Source organism: Streptomyces olivoverticillatus (assembly GCF_014203555.1).
GTDB classification, from domain to species: Bacteria; Actinomycetota; Actinomycetes; order Streptomycetales; family Streptomycetaceae; genus Streptomyces; species Streptomyces olivoverticillatus.
The window spans coordinates 162,707-180,204 of the sequence record NZ_JACHJH010000007.1 but is presented as its reverse complement, the minus strand read 5'-3'; the positions used below and the strand labels follow the sequence as shown (position 1 = coordinate 180,204).

Below are 17,498 nucleotides of genomic sequence, written 5' to 3'. Positions count from 1 at the left end.
CAGCCAAAGAATACCGAGTGTATTTGGTTCCATGTTTTTGGGCGCACGTACGGTCCGGGTGGTGAACCGTTTCTCAACCACCCGGACCCGGCACATCGCGGTCAGTTCTGCTACTGCGTGGCCATCGGCATGCCCATGAGCTCGGCCAGGCCCTCGGCGAGCGCTGCCAGCGTCGGATGCTGCCACACGAAGTTGCTGGCGAGCTTGACCTGCAGGGTGGATTCAAGGCGGCCCCGAAGTTCCATGGCCAGCAGGGAGTCGAAGCCCAGGGCCTTCAACGGGGTCTGCGGATCGATGGCGTTGCCGCCCAGCCGGAGAACAGTTCTGACGTGCTTGGCGACGTACGCCTCCAGGACGTTCCTGCGGGCCGGCCCGGCAGGAATGGCGGCAAGCCGGGAGCGGAAGTCGTCCTTGTCCTCCTGCACGGTGGTCGGATGAGCAGTGCTGCCGAGAAGCAGCTGGAAGAACGAGGAAGAGCGCCCCGCCACCGGTACCCAGGTGTCCGGGGTGCCGGGAATCACCCCGGTCTGCACCCGTCGATGTGCCAGCAGGGCCTGCAGAGCCCGCAGCCCCTCCTCCGTGCGGATCGTCCGGTAGCCGCGGTCGGCGAAGCCGGTGGCCACCCCGGTCTCTCCCCATGGGCCCCAGTTGACGGCGAGGGTCGGCATTCCCCGGGCCGAACGCCAGGCGGCGAACGCGTCCAGCCAGGAATTCGCGGCCGCATACACCCCCTGGCCGGGATTGCCCAACAGGGAGGCCATCGACGAGAACACCACGAACCAGTCCGGCGAGTGCTCCGCCGTGGCCAGGTGGAGCTGCCACGCGCCGGTCACCTTGGGTGCCCACACCCGACGCAGCTGGTCGTCGCGGATGTTGGTGATCGCGGCGTCGTCCAGGGTCATGGCAGAGTGGACGACACCCCGCAACGGCAGACCGTCGGCACCCGCCGCGGCGATCAGACGGCCGGCGGTACCCGGCTCGGCGACATCGCCCAGCACCACCGTGACCCTGGTGCCGCCCGTGGCCAACTCGCTGAGAACTCTGGACGTTTCGGGTGAGGGACCGGTACGGCCGTTGAGTACCAGATGGGTGGCACCCTGCTCGGCCAGCCAGCGAGCGGTCTCCAGGCCGACACCCCGGAGACCACCGGTGATGATGTATGCCCCGTCCCGCCGCACGGTGAGTGGTCCCTCGGGCAGCACGGCGGACGCATCGCCGCTGTTCGGTACGGTCAGTACGAGCTTGCCGATGTGTCCCGCGCCGGCCATCAGCCGAAACGCGTCGGTCGCTGCTGACAGCGGAAAGGTGGTGCAGTGCAGCGGTTTGAGCCGCCCGTGAGAGAACTCCGTGAGGACGTCCCGCAACAACTGGTCGAAGATCTCGGGGCGGCATTGTTGCAGCTCGATGAGGTCGACCGTGCCCATGGTGATGTTGTGGCGGAACGGCTTCAGACCCAGTGGGGTGTCGGAGATGATGTCGCGGACCCCGAGTTCCACGAAGCGGCCGAACGGGCGCAGGCACTCCAGGCCGGCCTGGATCGCGGCACCGGAGAGCGAGTTGAGCACGACGTCGACACCTTCGCCGCCAGTCGCCTCCCGCACTTCGTCGCGGAAGGCCAGTGACCGGGAGTCCATCACCTGGGTGATGCCCAAGGCGCGCAGGTAGCGCCGTTTCTCCTCGCTGCCTGCGGTGGCCAGCACCTCGGCGCCCAGCAGCCGTGCGACGGCGATGGCGGCCAGGCCGGTCCCGCCGGTGGCCGAGTGGATCAGAACCCGTTCCCCCCTGCCGAGACGGCCGACGTGGTGCAGGGCATACCAGGCGGTGAGGAAGGCGACGGGGATGCCGGCCGCGGCAACCGCGTCCAACGAGGCAGGGATTCGCGCCACGGTGGCCTCGGGAACCGTGAGGTACGAGCCGAACGCGCCGCCTCTCAGGTCGATGGCGAGTACCCGGTCCCCGACGCAGAGACGGTCGACGCCCTCTCCGACGGCGGCGACTTCGCCCGCGCATTCGAAGCCGATCCGGTAGCGGATGTCCCCGTCTCCGGGGAGCAGGCCCATGGCGGTGAGAACGTCGCGGAAGTTCAGCCCCGCCGCAGCCACTCGTACTTCGACCTCGCCGACTCCCGGTCGGCGCCGCCCCGTCGCGGCGAGTTCCAGGCTCTCCAGGTCACCGGAGCTTCCCACCCGCAGCCGGAAGCCGTCCTCGCCGTGGCGCACCGTGCAGGCGGCGGCCCGGGTACGCTCGGCTGCCGTCACGGGGGCGTAGTCGAGCCGGGCGGCATAGCGCCTGTCACCGCGCAGGGCGATCTCGTCCTCGGCGCCGTCGGCCAGGAGTTCCCCGGCGACTTGCGCCCACTCGGTGTCGGCCGGGTCGGCGTCCACCAGGGTTGCCTTCAGGCCGGGGTGCTCCAGGGCCAGGACGCGCATCAGTCCCCGCAGCGCACCGGGCCCGGGATCGACGGTGTCCCCGGACTCCACGACACGCGCGCCGCGGGTGACCGTGAACAGCCTCGGCGGGTCGGTGAATGCGGCGGTGACCGCCTGGGCGATGCCCAGCAGCCGCCGAGTGCGCCGGAGGGAGCCGTCCGGGTCCACGCTCGGCCCCGGCCCGCAGACTGTCACCACGGCCCGCGGCGCCTCGGGAAGCGACGCCAGCCGGTCGGTGAAGAACTCCCGGCACTCCTCGAGTTCCCCGTCGCAGAGAGCCGTGTCCCACACCTCGGAGCGGGCGCCGGCCTCCGTCAAGGCGTCGGCCAGGGGCCGCACAGATCCGTCCCCCTCGCCGATGATCAGCAAGTTCCCCGGCCGGTGGGACGGCGCCGACGCGCGGCGCGGGGCCTGGTGCCATCCGGCCTCGAGGAACCACTGGTCGGCCTCGGTGACTTGCGGCGCGTTGTGGCGGGTGAACTGCAGGCCGTCGATCGCCAGCAGCGGCTTGCCCATCTCGTCGAGGAGGCGGACCTGCCCGACGACGGCGTCCTCCGTGACGTCCACCAGCTGGGCGTGGCAGTAGGCCGCGGTGGAGGGGTCGCCGAGCAGTCGTACCGCTCGCATGCCCACGGGCAGCACCAGCCCACTGTCGCCCCCGTCGCCGATCAGCTTGGCGATGACGAGTTGTGCGCACTGGTCGACCAGCACCGGATGGACACGGAACGGGGTTTCCGGATTCCGGGCGGTTTCGGGCAGGTGAACCCGGGCCCAGAAGCTGTCGCCCGGGCTTGAGACCCGCAGCTCCTTGATCCCGTTGAACGCCGGGCCGTGTTCGAGGCCACGAGCCCGCAGACTTCGATAGAGGTCTGCCGGGTCGAGCGCGAGCGGATGGTGCATCGCCATGGTGGCCACGGATGCCGGGTGCAGCTCGGCCGGCATCGGCAAGCGGCGCAGCCTGGCGGTGGCCAGCAGGTCCCATTCCCCGTTGGCGCCGCGCCCGAAGATCTCGCAGTTGGCGCTGTCCGGAGTGTTGAGGGTCACCGTGGTGCTGACCTCGGTCCGCTCCGTCAGCCGGAGCAGTTCGTGGAAGCGCAGGTCGCTGACCTCCAGCCGCTCGGGCATCTCGTCGAACGTCTCACAAGCGACGGTCAGTGCAAGGGCGTAGTGAGCGGCGCCGGGGAAGACCGGAGTGCCCTGGACCCGGTGGTCCGCGAGCCACGGGAGCAGCGCCGTGCCGGCGTCGCCGTGCCAGCAGTGGCGCAGTGGCTCGCCGGGCACCTCGGTGCGCTGCCCCGGCAGGGGACTCGGCGCGGGGCCGGACACGGCCTCGGCAGGGAGCACGGGGACATCGACCCAGTGGTGCTTCCGGTCGAACGTGATGGTGGGTGCCTCCACCAGGTTTCCGTCCTCGTACAGCGTCGACCAGTCCACGGTGACTCCGACGCAGTGCAGGGCGGCCAACTGGCGTCGGAACGCGGTCGGTTCGTGCTCGTCACGCCGCAGCGTGGGCAGTACGACGGGGTCGTCGACCAGGCCGGTCAGGCTCTGGCCGATGGAGTGGGTGACGACCGGATGCGGGGCGATCTCGACGAACACTTGGTGGCGGTCGGCCGCCGCGGCGGCCACAGCCGGCCCGAACCGGACCGGTCGGCGCAGGTTGGCGCACCAGTAGTCGGCGTCGAAGCCGGGGACACCGTGGGGATCGTCCAGCACCGTCGAGTAGAACGGAATCTCCGGTCGGTGACTTTCCAGGGCGCCGCACGCGGCCCTGAGCTCGTCAAGGAGCGACTCCACCTGAGGAGAGTGCGAGGCGACGTCGACGGACACCGGGGATGCCGGAATGCCTCGCTTCTGCCAGTCGTCGAGCAGGCGGGCCACCTCCCGGGCATCGCCCGCCACGACCGTGGACTCGGGGGACGCGAGGACGGCCACCGTGACCGAGCCGGTGCCGGCGAGTTCCGCCTCCACCGCGTCGGCGGCCAGCCCCACCGTCGCCATGGCGCCGCGGCCGGCGATCCGGCTGAGGAGTGCCGAGCGCCGGCAGATCACCCTCGCGCCATCTGCCAGGGACAGCGCCCCGGCCACCACGGCGGCCGACACCTCGCCCATGGAATGGCCGATCACCCCGGCCGGCTCCACTCCGTGGGCGCGCCAGGCGGCCGCCAACGCCGTCTGGAGGGCGAACAGCACCGGTTGGACGGTGCCGCAGCCGCTCACCGGAGTGCCGTTGCGCACGATCTCCAGGACCGAGAAGCCGGACTCGGCGGCGATCAGTTCGTCGGCCTCCGCCAGCGCGGCGGCGAAGGCGGGTTCACTTTCGAGCAGGCCGCGCCCCATCCCCGGCCACTGGGACCCCTGACCGGAGAAGACCCATACCGGCCGCCGCGAGACTTCGGCGCCGACGGCCCCGGTGACCACGTGCGGGTGTTCCTGTCCCGCGGCGAAGGTGCGCAGGGCGTCGACGAGTTCGCGGCGACGGGAGGCCGTCACCCCGAGCCGTCCGCGGCCCGCGCTGCGACGCACGGCGAGGGTGTGGGCAATGTCGCGGAGCGGCACGCGGGCGCCGCCGTCCTCGAGCCAGTCGGCGAGACGCCGGGCGGCGGTGGGCAGGACGGCGGGTGATCCCGCCGCCATGAGAAAGACGTCCGGTGTCGAGCGTGCCGTTCGCCGCGGGCTCGGCACCCGTGGCCGCGCCGGCGTGCTCGGCGCCTGCTCCAGCACCGCGTGGGCGTTGGTTCCGGAGAAACCGAACGAGGAGACGGCGGCCAGCCGGGGCGCGGTGCCCACCGGCCAACGGGTCAGCCCGGTGGGAACGAAGAAGCGCGTGCCTTCGGCATGGATGGCGGGGTTCCAACGGCTGAAGTGTGCATTGGGGGGAACCATTCCACGGCGCAGACAGAGCACGGCCTTGATCAAACCGGTCACTCCGGCGGCCGGTTCCAGATGCCCCAGGTTGGTCTTGAGCGAGGTCAGTGCGCATCGGCCCGGGCCGCTGCCGTATACCTGAGTCAGGCTGGCGAACTCCGCCGGGTCCCCGACCGGGGTGCCGGTGCCATGTGTCTCGATCATGCCCACGTCGTGCGGTTCGACCGCGGAACGGGCCAGTGCCTCCCGGAAAAGCAGCTCCTGAGCGGCGGCGGAAGGTGCGGCCAGACCGTCGGACCGGCCGTCCTGGTTGACAGCGGAACCGCGTACCACGGCGAGGACGCGGTCGCCGTCCTGCACCGCGTCGGGCAGGCGCTTGAGCACGACGATTCCGCATCCCTCGCCGCGGACGAACCCGTCGGCGGCGGCATCGAAGGTGTGACAGCGCCCGGTCGACGACAACATGCCCATCCTGGCGAACGACCGCGTGGTCCGGAGGCCGAGTACGAGGCTGACGCCGCCCGCGAGCGCCAGATCGCACTCGCCGGCGCGCAGTGCCTGGCAGGCGAGGTGGACGGCGACCAGCGACGACGAGCAGGCGGTGTCCAGTGACAGACACGGGCCGCGCAGCCCCAGCAGATAGGAGATCCGGCCGGCGGCGACGCAATGCCCGTTGGTCAGGATCGAGCCTTCGAGCTCCTGGGGATGCCCGGCGAGCCGGTCCATGTAGTCGGTGTAGCTCAGCCCGGTGAAGACGCCGGTGTCTGTACCGTTCAGCAGATCCGGCACGATCCCGGCGTGCTCAAGCGCCTCCCAGGCCACCTCGAGCAGCAGCCGGTGCTGCGGATCCAGAACGTCCGCCTCACGACCCGAGACGCCGAAGAACTCGGCGTCGAACCCGGTCACGTCGCTCAGGAATCCGCCCCGCGAGGGCGTGGGCAACCCGGGCCACAAGGTCGTCCGCGCACGTGGCGGCATCCCGACCGCGTCACGTCCTTCGGCGAGCAAACTCCACAGCGAACGCGGTGAGTTGACATTGCCCGGAAGCCGGCAGCCCATGCCTACCACGGCGATGTGCTCCGACTGTTCACTGGGCGCGGTGGTGTGCTGGCTCATCGGGTGCTCCGTACGCTTGGCTAGACGGCTTCCGGACTTCCCAGCAGAATCACGTTCTTGACTCCGCCGAGCTGATAGTTGAAGGTCAAGGCGTAGTCGAAGTCGAGCGGTCGGGTGCGGATCCCCGGAACAGGGTCGAAGGACAGGCCGTCCGCGGGCTGTTCGCAGTTGGTGGTGGGACACACCTCGCCGTGCTCCATCATCAGCAGCGTCAGTGCGACGCCGAGACAGCCCGCGGGTGCTCCGTTGTGGCCGAAGCAGGCCTCCTGAGAGGTCATCAGTACCGATGAGCCGGAGCCGTACAACTCCGTGATCGCATTGGTCTCGAAGGCGGTGACGACAGGGTTCCCGTCGCTCCCGCCGTGGACGTACGGCACCTGATCGATCCGCCACCGCTCACCGAGGCATTTGCGCACCGCGGCCACCAGTTCCGTTCCGGAGTCATCACAGGCCAGCGGGTTCGCCAGGCCGTCACGGCCCATCGCGGTGGCGAGGACCTGGCCGTGGACCCGGACACCGCGCCGCTCCGCGTGCTCTCGGCTCTCCAGGATCACTGTCGCCGACCCCTCGCCGTGGTTGATGCACTTGGCGCGTCGGTCATACGGCCGCATGAGTTCGTCGAACGACGGCACGAACTCGGGCATGCCATCCGAGCGGACGTTCTCGTAGGCCTGTTGCGCACCCCGCAGCAGGCGCTGGATGTTCTCGATCAGCCCCATGTCGAACACATCGACTCCGGTCACGGCTGCGACATCCACCTCGCCACTTCTGATCAGCCGCTGGGCGTTGCCGATCTGTACGGCTGAGGAGGCGCAGCCGCAGGAGACCGTGTAGATCGGGCCCTTGGAGCGGGTCAGAGCGCTCTGCACCAGAGCCACGTCGGATGGCGTCACGGCCTGTTGCGCGGCGACGAACAGCTCCATCGCCTCCAGCGCCGTGGTCTTCCCGGCGTCCGCCCGAAGCACCGAAAGATAGCTGTCGACGTTGGCGTCCACACCGCCGCGTCCGACGAGCAGGGCCGCCTCTCGCAGATCGCCTGCGCGGAAATCGAGTTCGGCGTCCGCACAGGCTTCCACCAGGGAGACGAGGCTGAAGCGGTGCGCGTTGGTGTAGTGGTGGGAGAAGAACGACGGGATCTCGCTGAGGCGTTGGTCGAACATCTCGGTCGTCAGATGGACCGCTCCGTAGCAGACCTCGTCCGGCGTGATACAGGAGACACCGTTGGCGGCGATGTCCCAGACTTCGGCCGCGGTGCATACGGGTTCGAGCCTGCCGGGCAGGCAGAACCCCATGCCAGTGACCACGGCATCCCGCGCCGTGTTTGAAGCGCTCATCGTGGACTCCTAGAACATGTCTTACTCTGCAATGAATGTGCGGTAGCACCAGCCGTATACAGGGATCTGCTCGCCGGCCATTTCCAGGTACTGACCCGTGAACTCGAAGTGCTCGTAGCCGTTGCCCAGGGGGACCTTGACCCGGTCCAGATCCGTCGCTGGCGGGGTATTCCACAGGGGCGGAGTCCCAGGTGGTCCGCCGATGAGTACCACGTATGTGTGTCTGGACATGGTGTGCCTTTCGGTGGGCAGGCGGCCCCCTCGGTGTGCCGTCCCTGCTATTGCATGAATTACCCTAAGATCGCGTGGTGTTGGTCAGGTAGGGAGGCGGAGTGACGGAGTACGTGCGTGGTGAATTTGCCCCGACGTGCCGGGGCCATGGCGCCGACCGCGAGCCGCATTCGGGCGGATGCCGCACCGCGATCACGACCCGACCTGCGCCGACGCCGAAGAGGAGGGTGCGGGCAGCGCGTCCGTGAGGGGCAGCAGGACGGTACGGGCGAGTTCGTCCGCGGCGACGGCCGCACCCTGAAGGGTGCGCACCGGATGACCGACCAGCGGCATCCGGGCTGCGGCATTCCAGAGGAAGTCGGACGTGGAGCGCCGGGCGGAAGCCGTCCGGCGCTGGATGAGAGCGGACTCCCCAGCCGCGTCCTGAAGGTCGCAAACCAACAGGTCGGTGTGGAGCCGGCTGGCCGCGTCGTGCACCTGGATGAGGTCGGCCTGGGCCGCATGCCCGGTCATGACCAGCCAGCCGGTACCGACCAGGGTGACCAACGTGTTGGCCGCCATCCCGGCCAGCAGCCAGCGTGGTTGCCGTCGGCGGGCACTGTCGGGCCTGCCATATCGTGTACCCGTCATTCCAGACTCCCTCGACGGCGGTCACTGGCGCCCCGTTGTGGTTCACTCCGGCGCGAGCATTGGGCGCATACCGCCCACCGGGTCGATTGCGCCTGGAACGTGCGTACAACCATCCGTGAAATGCGGTAACTCGAATCCCGTCGGCAGTGACAAGACGCCATTGCTGGTGTTTTGACCTGCCGGTCCACTCAAGAGACGCCAATGGGCGCCGAATCCCTCGGTCCCGGTGACGTGATCGCTCTTGGCTCGGTTCGGATCTGGGGCGATGGGGGGCGGAGTCAAACTATCCCACCAGAAAGCCCGCCGAGTAGAGTGAATCGGTAGTGATGGCGCGCGGGAATCAGCAGAGGGGTGGCGAATCATGCTTTTCATAGTGATGCGTGTGTGCCGCGGTGGCGCCGCCGTTTCAAGATCCTCTCGGTAGTCCGAGGATGCTGAAGGGGCGGTCCATGGATCGGCCGGCCCAGCGGGTGGCTTCGGTGATGCCGGCACGGCTCCCGGCACCAGGACACGGGCACAGCCGACACGAGCGTCGAATGCGGGCGGCAGACCGTCCGGGATGGCAGACGTGACCAGCAACGGAGCTCCGGATCAGACGACTGCCCCTGCCCGGTGGACGGGGCACACCAAGGTCAAGACGACCAAGAGGCGGTACGTCAAGCCGGACGTGGAGGACTTGCGTTCAGCGGCGGAAACCTGGGGCGGTATGACGAGCGTCCGACCCCGGCCGGTGAGACATTGTGGGATGTGGGAGCGTGAGCGGGTGAGTGAGAGTACGCCGAACACCCTGCAATACCGCTCTGACGGGCCGGAAGGCGCCCCGGTCCTGGTCCTGGGCCCGGCCCTCGGTACTACATGGCACAGGTGGGCGAAACCGTCTTCTGGCGTCCACGTGGTCCAGATCGGGAGCGTTTGAGCGAGTTCGGATCTTGTCGTCCAGGCCCGTCAATGCTGTTGGTGACTCGGGCGTGACAGATGTTGCCCCCGTCGGCTAGTTCGGCGGGGGTTCTGTCTTCCCGGGCCGATGGCGCGGCGCTGGTCGGCTGCGGTTTGGGAGTAGATGCTCTCGGTAGGTCGGGGCGGTGCAAGAATTCGAACAACTGTGGGCATCGTGGCGCGGGATGGCTGAGGTCGGAGTTGCCCGTACGCGACCTGTTGTGGATGCGAATTATGCAGCGAGGCGGTGGTCGATGACCAATGCGGAGCTATCCGGGAGGCGGCTGATGATCGCACGGGTGTCCGTACTAGCCTTGCCGTTCGTTTGGACGCGTTCCTGTGTCTGGGGCCGGTTGAGGTCTGTTGGTTTTGTTGTTGAGGCTGCTTCCGGTGGCGCGGGGCAAGCGGTAAGGATGAGTGCGTACAGCCCTGCTGGGGAGAGCGTCGGTCTAGGACGAGAGCAGGTTGGTCGATGGCAATCGTGGCACGAGAGCCTTTGGGTGTGGTTGCGGGGGCGCTGGCTCCCGGCGATCTCGTACCCCGCGATGCGAGCCTGGCGGTTGTTGAAGCCGAGCGGGTGAAGGTCGTCGCGGCTTACCGATTCGAGGCGCGAGAGCGGGAGCGGCGGGCGGCTTCGGGCATGGTTCCGCTGACGCGACCGGATGCCCTGAACCTCTTGATGGCGCTGCCGCTCGGCGAGCCGGTGCCTGCCGGATCACTGAACGGCAGGGAACGCCGAGCGTTGAAGGCTCTGCCGAAGGGGGCGGTGGTTCGACGCGACGGATTGATTACTCGTCTGGCGACCCGGCCGGTCCATGTCGACATGGTGTTGGTGCCTGGACGCAGCTGGGAGTCGGCGATGGAGCAGGCCGAGCGGTTCACACCGTTCACTGCTCGTTCCGTATTGATGGATGGCGTGTTGCGGCGCAAGGACGAGGCGGTGATGCGCGCTGACTTCTACGGCATCGGATTGCTCCACATCCAGGGGGATGCGGTCGAGGTTGTTGTGCCACCCAGCCCCTTCGTGCGCAAGCGCCATACGGTTGCTGGCTGGAAGTTCCTGGAAGACGTCAACCGTCAGCTCCCCTGAGGGGGTGCATCCGGCTACTGAGTGACGGGCAGTGTCGCCCATGCTTTGAGCGGCGCGGGTGCTTGGAACCCGGACTTGGGACTCGCGCCCACTCCGATGCGCTGGTTTTCCAGTGCGTAGCGGTCGACGGCTGCAGCGCATTTATTGCGCCACCACGTCTTACGCTCGGAGCCGGCTCGGTAGCTGGCCATGTCGCTGACCCATGCGCCCCAGGTGTGGACGTTGTGGTTCTCCGCCTCACGCCGCGTTTCACCGTCGGAAAGATAAAAGCTGTCGAGGCTGCGCCCGTCGCACTCCTCGCAGTCGCAGGTTGCCGGATCCGCATTGCCGTAGACCTTGGACAAGAACTCGGCGCCCTTGAAGCACATCAACTGCGGCATCAGGATGTGCGGGTACGTGGGTCCGCCGCCGCGCTTGCCTATCTGGGCCTTCTCTTCGGGCGGTATCGCGTGACGGAGCGAGCTCTGGATGCCGATTCCCGCGCATAGGGCACCGTGCGCTATCACGTCGAGAGCTGCGAGGTCTGTGCGCAATAGCGACATGTGCTCGACCTCGGTGACCAGCCGCCGCAGGTTGGCCGGAATGTCCTTCGCCTGTTCCAGCGGGTCGAACTGGCGGAAGAGGATGACTGCCTTCGGGTGACGGATCTTGGCGCAGACCGCAATCAGTTGGCCGATGTTCTCCCGGTTCAGCCAGGTGACATCGATCGGAAGGGAGACCAGCGTGTCGGCTCGCTCGATCCGGTTGGCTTCCCGCATTACCGCTTTGAGGGCACGGGAGTCCGCCGGCGGTATGTAGCCGGTGGGTGTCAGCGCTGCGGTTGCCCCTCGCGCCTTCTGGAAGTTCAGCGAGGTGTCCACGGCGGCGAACAGTTCGTCGGGAGGTGCCATGAACGGCTCCTCCGCCGTTGCCGTGTACGTGGTGTACACGGCGCTGTCGATCAGTAATGTGCCCTGGTAGCCGACGTCGGCGCGGAGCTGGAAGGCGCGTGCGTCGGCGTTGGCGCCGGTCATGACCACGCCGCTCAGGCCGTCATCGAGGGCCCGGCGAGGTCGGGGAGTGTACTGGGCGTGTTCGTGGAGCAGTACGCGTCCCTGCAGGAGCGGCACCGCTGCCACGGTGTGGTCGAGCGTCTTCACGGCGGGCGGTCGCCGCCTGGGACCGGGGGCGTTGCTCATGAATCACCTCGCAGAAGGGTCCGGCACGTCCTTGTGTCCGGACGGAGAAGAAGCGCACAAGTAGACCTCGTGGAACTCCTCACGACCCAGGCCCGCCAGGTGAGCGGTCTCGGTCGCGCTGAGGTGGTGCTGTCCCTCAAGCCGGGTGACGGCCTGAGCGATATGACGCGGAGTCTCGCGCCGGATGACGACTGGTTCATTGGTGCGGTAGCCGAGCGCGGACAACTCGACCATGAGAGTGCGGTATTGCCATTCGCTGATCACGCCCAGGTCCACGGCCCGCCGGACGAGGGCGGCCATGGAGACCCCCCAGCGGGTTTTGAGATCCATGAGGCGGGCGACGTCGATGCCGGGCTTCAACTCGCCCAGCATGCCCTCGTGCGGCATGAGGAACTCGGCGGCGAACCGGTCGGCTTGGGTCTCCTGAGCGCGTCCCTCGCCCGGTTCGCGGTGCATGATCAGATGGCCCAGCTCGTGAGCGAGGCTGAAGCGCGAACGGTCACCAGGGGCAGTGGAGTTGAGGAGCACCAGCGGCGCCCGGCCGTGCGGCCACTGGCTCACGGCGTCGAGTTCGCTGGTCCCCAGATCGCGGACTACAACCAGGGCGCCGGCGTCTTCGAGCAGCGCGACAAGGTCGTCGATGGGGCCGGCGGGAACGTTCCACTCTTCGCGTACCGTCTCCGCGGCGTCCGCGGGAGTGTCGAAGTCGTTGACCTCAATGGGCCTGAACCGGTGAGGGCGACGGAGGGCTGCCGCCTGGGTCACCGCTTCGACCTGGAGGCGGGTGAGCGCCAGCGTCGCATGGATTCGGCGCAGCGCGGGGGCCCCCAGCGAGGCCCGCTTGCGGTGGTGTATCAGCCCGATGCCCACCCCGGCCGTATCGGCAGCCTGGCACAGCATCTCGGGGGTGAAGTGAAGCGCGGCGGCGAACAGGAGCACCCGATCGGCCCGGACCGGGATCCGTCCGGCTTCGGCCCGGCTTACGTACCCCTGTGTGATGCGGCTGCCCTCCACGTGCGACATCCGCTCGGCAAGCTCGGACTGGGTCCACCCCCGGGAGTCGCGCGCCAGGGTGAGCATGGTGGGATCCGCCAGCAACTCCTTCTGATCACTCACGGTCCACCCCCATCCCTGGCTGGTCTCAACTCCAGTAACGATACACGCTTTTATGCCTCAAAATATTCCGTGCATGATCCGCAGAGTGTCACGCCCTCAGGGATATCACGCGCCACTGACACCCCAACTGCAAGCCTGTTGACCGTTGTTGGGCCGGGGTGAAGGACTCGCCTACACGAGCAGCCCGAGACGGTGGATCGCTGCACAGATCAGGAGGTCGCTCTGTCTAGGAAGGCGGAGCTGCCGCGTTGCATTCGTCGCTGCTGTGCCTCTCGGACGTTCGTCGTCATCAACGAACATCAGTTGCCGCATAGGTGCGGTCGGCGGTCGAGTTTGAGCACGCCGGGTGCGGATGCTGTGGGGGCGGGAGGATCGGTGGGTCCTGTCCCAGATCCAGGGTCCGACTCCTGAGAGTGCGGTACGTGACCTTATGTCTGACTTGTCATCGCTCGATGGGGTGACGTTGAGGCATCATTGCCGGTCAAGCGTTCGTGGTTCGCTGGGTGGTGGGATGAGTGATCGCAAGCCGTACTCGAGTGACGTCTCCGACGAGCAGTAGGCCCTGGTCGAGCCCGTGATCACAGCGTGGAAGTCCGGGCACCGCTCGGTCAGTGGTCACCAGGGCAAGTACGCGATGCGGGAGATCGTGAACGCGGTCCTGTACCAGAACCGCAGCGGCTGCCAGTGGGACCTGCTGCCCCACGACCTGCCTGCCGCCGGTGCGGTGAAGTACTACTTCTACAAGTGGCGCGACGACGGCACCGACCAGACCATTCGTGATCTGCTGCGATGGCAACTGCGGGAGAAGAAGCGGCGATTAGCCGACCCGAGCCTCGTCGTTCTGGACACGCAGAGTATCCATGCCTCCGTCGGCGTGCCGGCCGCCACGACGGGCCGGGATGCCGGGAAGAGGGTGCCGGGCCGCAAGAGATGCCTGGCTGTGGACACGTTGGGCCTGGTCATCGCGGTCGTCGTCCTGGCGGCCTCCGCGCACGAGAACGCCGCGGCGTCAGCCTCGCCGGGACGACCGCGGCCTCAGGCCCGGGCAGCCACCCCGACCTGGTCGGACACATCGGCGCCCATGTCTTGCACGCACTGCTTCCCGAGCGCCGGATGCGGCTGTCCGCCCGCATCGTCAAGTGCGGGACCTCCCGCTACGCCATCTGGAACCGCGACGGACGCCCACGCGACAGCACCCGGATCACCGCCATCGAGATCACCGTGCACCCACCAACCCTGCCAAGCGCGCAGGACTCGAGCCCGACCCTCTCCGGATGCTGGGGCCAGGTCTGCCAGATCCTGGCCGCGAACTCCAACCAAGCCATGCACACCCGGGACGTCGCCCGCCATCTCGGACTCCCCACCGCGGGGCGCCCCCTGAGCAGCCTCACCGCACAGATCTGCTACTGGGCCCGCAACGGCCGACTCATCCGCAACCGCGCCGAGCACCTACAAGATTCCCCTCCCTGACACTTTGACGCCATCACCGAATCCATAACTTCGTGGCATTGGTCGATCATCTGCCGGTGGCAGTAGCCCTCCGGCTGCCCGCCGCGCCCCTCCAGTCAGCCCGGAACCGGCATTGCGTCGCGCACCACCGTCCACTCCGCGTCCGGCATGTCCGTGGGGTACACCGGCCGCCGGTCCGAATGGTCGGCCGCGTTCCCGAACCGGTGGGCGAGACAATCACACGACAGAGAAGGCCAGTTGGACGCGGCCGGCAACGAGACGAAAGACTGCGGCATCAGGGCCTCCGGGGCGGGCCTTGCATCAACAACTCCGCACTGCCTCGGGGGCCCTGTCTTCATGTGCGCGCACGCCGCCGATCATTCGACCGTGTCATCCCAGTCGAACTGACGCCCACCATGATCGACAGAGCAACGGCTTCAGAGATCATGACCCTGCCCTAGTCATTCGTCTGCTGAGGCTGGCTCCTACATACGGATGCTTCGGTGCGGAGGATTGCGGATCGAACTATCCGCTCATCGATCCGGCGCTGTATCGGGACCGGGCCTTCGCCGGCGCGAGTCTGCTCACGGTGTTGCACCACCTGGCCTTCAACGGCACCGTGTTCATCAACTCTCTGCAACTGCAGCAGGTGCGCGGATTGTCCCCGATGCAGGCCGGCCTGAGGCTGCTGCTCGCTCCCGCCGCGCTGGCCTTGGGCCGCATTGCCGCCGGGCGCCTGGCGCCACGCCTCGGGTGCGGCCCGTCCTGCTGACCGCCGCGACCACCTTGACCGCGCCTCGGCATTGCTGGTCCTGCCGACGGCCACGCCGACCAGGTGTTCGCCGAACCCGTCTATCCGCTGCTCGGCGCGAGCCTGGCCAACACGCTGCTCACCGGCATCGCGATGACCGCCATGCTCCGCTCCCGCACGGGCCTGGCCTCCGCAACCGTCGGCACCTCCCGGCAAACCGTCCTCGGCTTCGCCGTGATGGGATCGCTCGCCACCACGCGCGGTGCACGAAGCGGTCAGACCGGGCCGTGTTCGACCCGAAACCGGCATACCCCGCAGCCGGGGTTGCGACGGGTGCCCTGTTACCGGTCACCATCTGGCTCACGCCCCGGCGACCGGCCTCGACCGCACCGGCGAAGTCCTCGGGGCCCGCATAGGGTCGCCGCCTGCCGGCGTCCAAGCAGGAGGGGTCCCGCGTCCCAGTCCCGGCCAAATGGAGAGTACCCTCTATATTAATTGGATCGATCTCTCTAATACCTTCGGAAGGGGTGGGCCATGACCGTGCTGTACTCCGGTGACCGTCGGATTCCGCCAAGGCGTGGGCGGGCGCTGGCGGGGACCGACGCCACCATCGTCGCCGCGGGACGCGCAGCCGCGTGGACGGCGGTCACCGGCTCAGTCGGAGCCCTCCCGTATGTCGCGATGAAGGTCTACTGGGCCTGGGGCGGCACCGCGGGGAAGCCCGCCGGGATGGACCTTGCCGACGAGTTCACCAAGAACGGAGCCCCTCGCTTCCTGGTGTGGATGGAGCGACACGGCCTCGACTTCACCGCGATCGGCATCCTGCTGGCCATCACCTTGCTCGCCGCGCTCGTCCGGCCGTGGGGTCAGGTCTTCCCGCGCTGGGTGCCGGGGCTCCGGGGCCGACGGGTCCCGCGGTGGCTGTTGCTGGCTCCCGGCTGGGCGGTCGCAGCGACCCTCACGCCATATGGAGGTCTCGGCCTTGTCGTCATGGCCACCGGCGGTCTGTCCACGGCGCACCTGGCCGGTCTGTCTCCCACGGTGTTCGTCATCGGGTTCGTCAACTTCTTCGCGATCGGCCTTTCCCTCGGCGTCTGTTCGCTGTCCTACCAGCGTCGGACCCTGACATACGGAGGCCGTACCGCCGACCGGCGCGGACGGCGGACGTGGCTTGCCGTCGGCGAGCCCACTGGTTCGACGACGGTCCCTCCGGCCGATCCCGGCGCCGGACACGACGGAGATCACGAGCGCAAGGCCGCCTTCCGGAGCACTCCGCTCCCGGCTCCCCGATGGGCCGTCCGTGCCGCCCACGCGGCCGCCCTCACCGCCGTGCCCTCGGGCCTGTGGCGGATAGCTCTCGGGTTCGGCCTGCCTGTCGGCTACAGCGATGCCGAACTTCACCGGTCGTTCCAGATCCCGGGCTGGGGCAGTGTCGCCGTCATCGGCCTCAGCGTGGTCTCCGAGGCCCTGGCCCTGCTCACCCTTGGACTGGTCCGGCCGTGGGGCGAGGTCGTACCACGCTGGATACCGTTCATCGGAGGACGACGTGTTCACCCGCTGGCGGCCGTCATTCCCGCCGCGCTCGGCTCACTGGCTCTCATGGCCATCTGGAGCGGCTTCGCGTTGTGGTGGTCCCATGAGCACCACCCGGCGTTCCAGGGACCCTGGGGCGACATCGTCGGAGTCTGCTATCAGCCCCTGGTGCTCTGGGGCCCGCTGCTCGCGGCCGTCACCTTCTCCTATTACCGGCGCCATCGCGCCTGAGTCCTCAAGGCGTGGCCGACGATCGCAGCATTCCTCGTCGGCCTGCACAAATCGCCCATCCGAAACTCCACAACCAACGATGAACCCTGCGAAAGGAGCGTTACTCGCGTGATCAAATGGGCCGGCCGGCTTCTGGCGTTCATCGGCGCCGTACACCTTCTCGTCGGACTGCTGCTCAGCCGGACTTACTTCGGGGATTGGCTGTTCTTTCGGCTTTGGGGCCACTGGTGGGAGGACACCCGCGCGGCCAATGCCTTCTGGGGCAGCCCGGCTGGCTTCGGTCTGCCGTTGTTCGTCATCGGCCTCTTGGTGACGTGGATGGATCGACGCGGCATAACGCCGCCGGTCTTCCTCCCCTGGGTGGTGCTCCCGTGGACTGTCGTCTGTACGGTCAGCGTGGAGCCGTCCCCCGCGCCGCTGGCGACAGCCGCATCCGTTCTGCTCTTGGTGGGAGTCCGTCGATCCGCGCGCCCCGCCGGGTCATGATGCGATGCCGGCGACCATGGTGCGGGCCAGTGCGGTGCACATAGCACCGTCGACTTCGCCGGCCTGGCCGGTGATCAGATTGAACAGTGCACCGCCGAACAGGGTGATCAGGGTTTCCAC

12 protein-coding genes and 1 pseudogene are annotated in these 17,498 nt (G+C 68.1%); 6 read left to right on the top strand and 7 right to left on the bottom strand.

Annotation, left to right across the window (positions count from 1 at the left end; translation table 11 throughout):
* Positions 1 to 110 precede the first annotated feature (110 nt).
* The 4 genes from FHS39_RS22495 to FHS39_RS22485 all read right to left on the bottom strand — a co-directional run bounded on the left by FHS39_RS22495 (position 111) and on the right by FHS39_RS22485 (position 8,608).
* The gene (locus FHS39_RS22495; RefSeq protein WP_184351243.1) at positions 111 to 6,413 is read right to left on the bottom strand and encodes a type I polyketide synthase; all 6,303 of its coding nucleotides are present in this window, start codon (positions 6,411 to 6,413) and stop codon (positions 111 to 113) included.
* A 20-nt stretch (positions 6,414 to 6,433) separates the two neighbouring features.
* Positions 6,434 to 7,747, bottom strand: a complete 1,314-nt coding sequence (locus tag FHS39_RS22490; RefSeq protein WP_184351242.1) for a beta-ketoacyl synthase N-terminal-like domain-containing protein — start codon at positions 7,745 to 7,747, stop codon at positions 6,434 to 6,436.
* Between the two features lie 21 nt (positions 7,748 to 7,768).
* Positions 7,769 to 7,978 (bottom strand): DUF5988 family protein, encoded by a 210-nt coding sequence (locus tag FHS39_RS25185; protein WP_158705858.1) that lies wholly within the window; start codon positions 7,976 to 7,978, stop codon positions 7,769 to 7,771.
* Positions 7,979 to 8,170: 192 nt separating this feature from the next.
* On the bottom strand, positions 8,171 to 8,608 hold the full coding sequence (locus FHS39_RS22485) for a hypothetical protein (RefSeq protein ID WP_184351241.1): 438 nt from the start codon (positions 8,606 to 8,608) through the stop codon (positions 8,171 to 8,173).
* 1,408 nt (positions 8,609 to 10,016) lie between these two features.
* Between FHS39_RS22485 and FHS39_RS22480 the strand changes: the two genes are divergently transcribed.
* Positions 10,017 to 10,634, top strand: coding sequence for a hypothetical protein (locus FHS39_RS22480; protein ID WP_184351240.1), 618 nt, complete (start codon positions 10,017 to 10,019; stop codon positions 10,632 to 10,634).
* A gap of 14 nt (positions 10,635 to 10,648) precedes the next feature.
* Here FHS39_RS22480 and FHS39_RS22475 read toward each other — a convergent pair whose 3' ends face one another.
* The gene (locus FHS39_RS22475) at positions 10,649 to 11,773 is read right to left on the bottom strand and encodes a hypothetical protein (protein ID WP_343069688.1); all 1,125 of its coding nucleotides are present in this window, start codon (positions 11,771 to 11,773) and stop codon (positions 10,649 to 10,651) included.
* A 42-nt stretch (positions 11,774 to 11,815) separates the two neighbouring features.
* Positions 11,816 to 12,892, bottom strand: coding sequence for an XRE family transcriptional regulator (locus tag FHS39_RS22470; protein WP_184351238.1), 1,077 nt, complete (start codon positions 12,890 to 12,892; stop codon positions 11,816 to 11,818).
* A 598-nt stretch (positions 12,893 to 13,490) separates the two neighbouring features.
* On the opposite strand from FHS39_RS22470, the pseudogene FHS39_RS25890 reads away from it, so the two are divergent.
* From FHS39_RS25890 to FHS39_RS22445, 5 genes and pseudogenes are all read left to right on the top strand, one after another.
* Positions 13,491 to 13,934, top strand: a pseudogene (locus FHS39_RS25890) (transposase); the annotation flags it as partial.
* Positions 13,935 to 14,014: 80 nt separating this feature from the next.
* The gene (locus tag FHS39_RS22460) at positions 14,015 to 14,398 is read left to right on the top strand and encodes a hypothetical protein (protein ID WP_184351306.1); all 384 of its coding nucleotides are present in this window, start codon (positions 14,015 to 14,017) and stop codon (positions 14,396 to 14,398) included.
* A 568-nt stretch (positions 14,399 to 14,966) separates the two neighbouring features.
* Entirely contained in the window at positions 14,967 to 15,149 is a 183-nt protein-coding gene (locus FHS39_RS22455) for a hypothetical protein (protein WP_184351237.1), read from the top strand.
* A 513-nt stretch (positions 15,150 to 15,662) separates the two neighbouring features.
* Positions 15,663 to 16,892, top strand: a complete 1,230-nt coding sequence (locus tag FHS39_RS25555; RefSeq protein ID WP_246470406.1) for a hypothetical protein — start codon at positions 15,663 to 15,665, stop codon at positions 16,890 to 16,892.
* Between the two features lie 108 nt (positions 16,893 to 17,000).
* Entirely contained in the window at positions 17,001 to 17,378 is a 378-nt protein-coding gene (locus FHS39_RS22445) for a DUF6463 family protein (protein WP_343069687.1), read from the top strand.
* Here FHS39_RS22445 and FHS39_RS25760 read toward each other — a convergent pair.
* Positions 17,373 to 17,498: a hypothetical protein gene (locus FHS39_RS25760; protein WP_281396898.1), complete on the bottom strand. Its 126-nt coding sequence runs from the start codon at positions 17,496 to 17,498 to the stop codon at positions 17,373 to 17,375. The two genes, FHS39_RS22445 and FHS39_RS25760, sit on opposite strands and share 6 nt — an antisense overlap.

Excerpts from the sequence above, each read along its gene's own strand:
- FHS39_RS22495 (WP_184351243.1), bottom strand. The coding sequence starts at position 6,413 with ATGAGCCAGCACACCACCGCGCCCAGTGAACAGTCGGAGCACATCGCC.
- FHS39_RS22490 (WP_184351242.1), bottom strand. The coding sequence starts at position 7,747 with ATGAGCGCTTCAAACACGGCGCGGGATGCCGTGGTCACTGGCATGGGG.
- FHS39_RS25185 (WP_158705858.1), bottom strand. The coding sequence starts at position 7,978 with ATGTCCAGACACACATACGTGGTACTCATCGGCGGACCACCTGGGACT.
- FHS39_RS22485 (WP_184351241.1), bottom strand. The coding sequence starts at position 8,608 with ATGACGGGTACACGATATGGCAGGCCCGACAGTGCCCGCCGACGGCAA.
- FHS39_RS22480 (WP_184351240.1), top strand. The coding sequence starts at position 10,017 with ATGGCAATCGTGGCACGAGAGCCTTTGGGTGTGGTTGCGGGGGCGCTG.
- FHS39_RS22470 (WP_184351238.1), bottom strand. The coding sequence starts at position 12,892 with ATGCTCACCCTGGCGCGCGACTCCCGGGGGTGGACCCAGTCCGAGCTT.
- FHS39_RS25555 (WP_246470406.1), top strand. The coding sequence starts at position 15,663 with ATGACCGTGCTGTACTCCGGTGACCGTCGGATTCCGCCAAGGCGTGGG.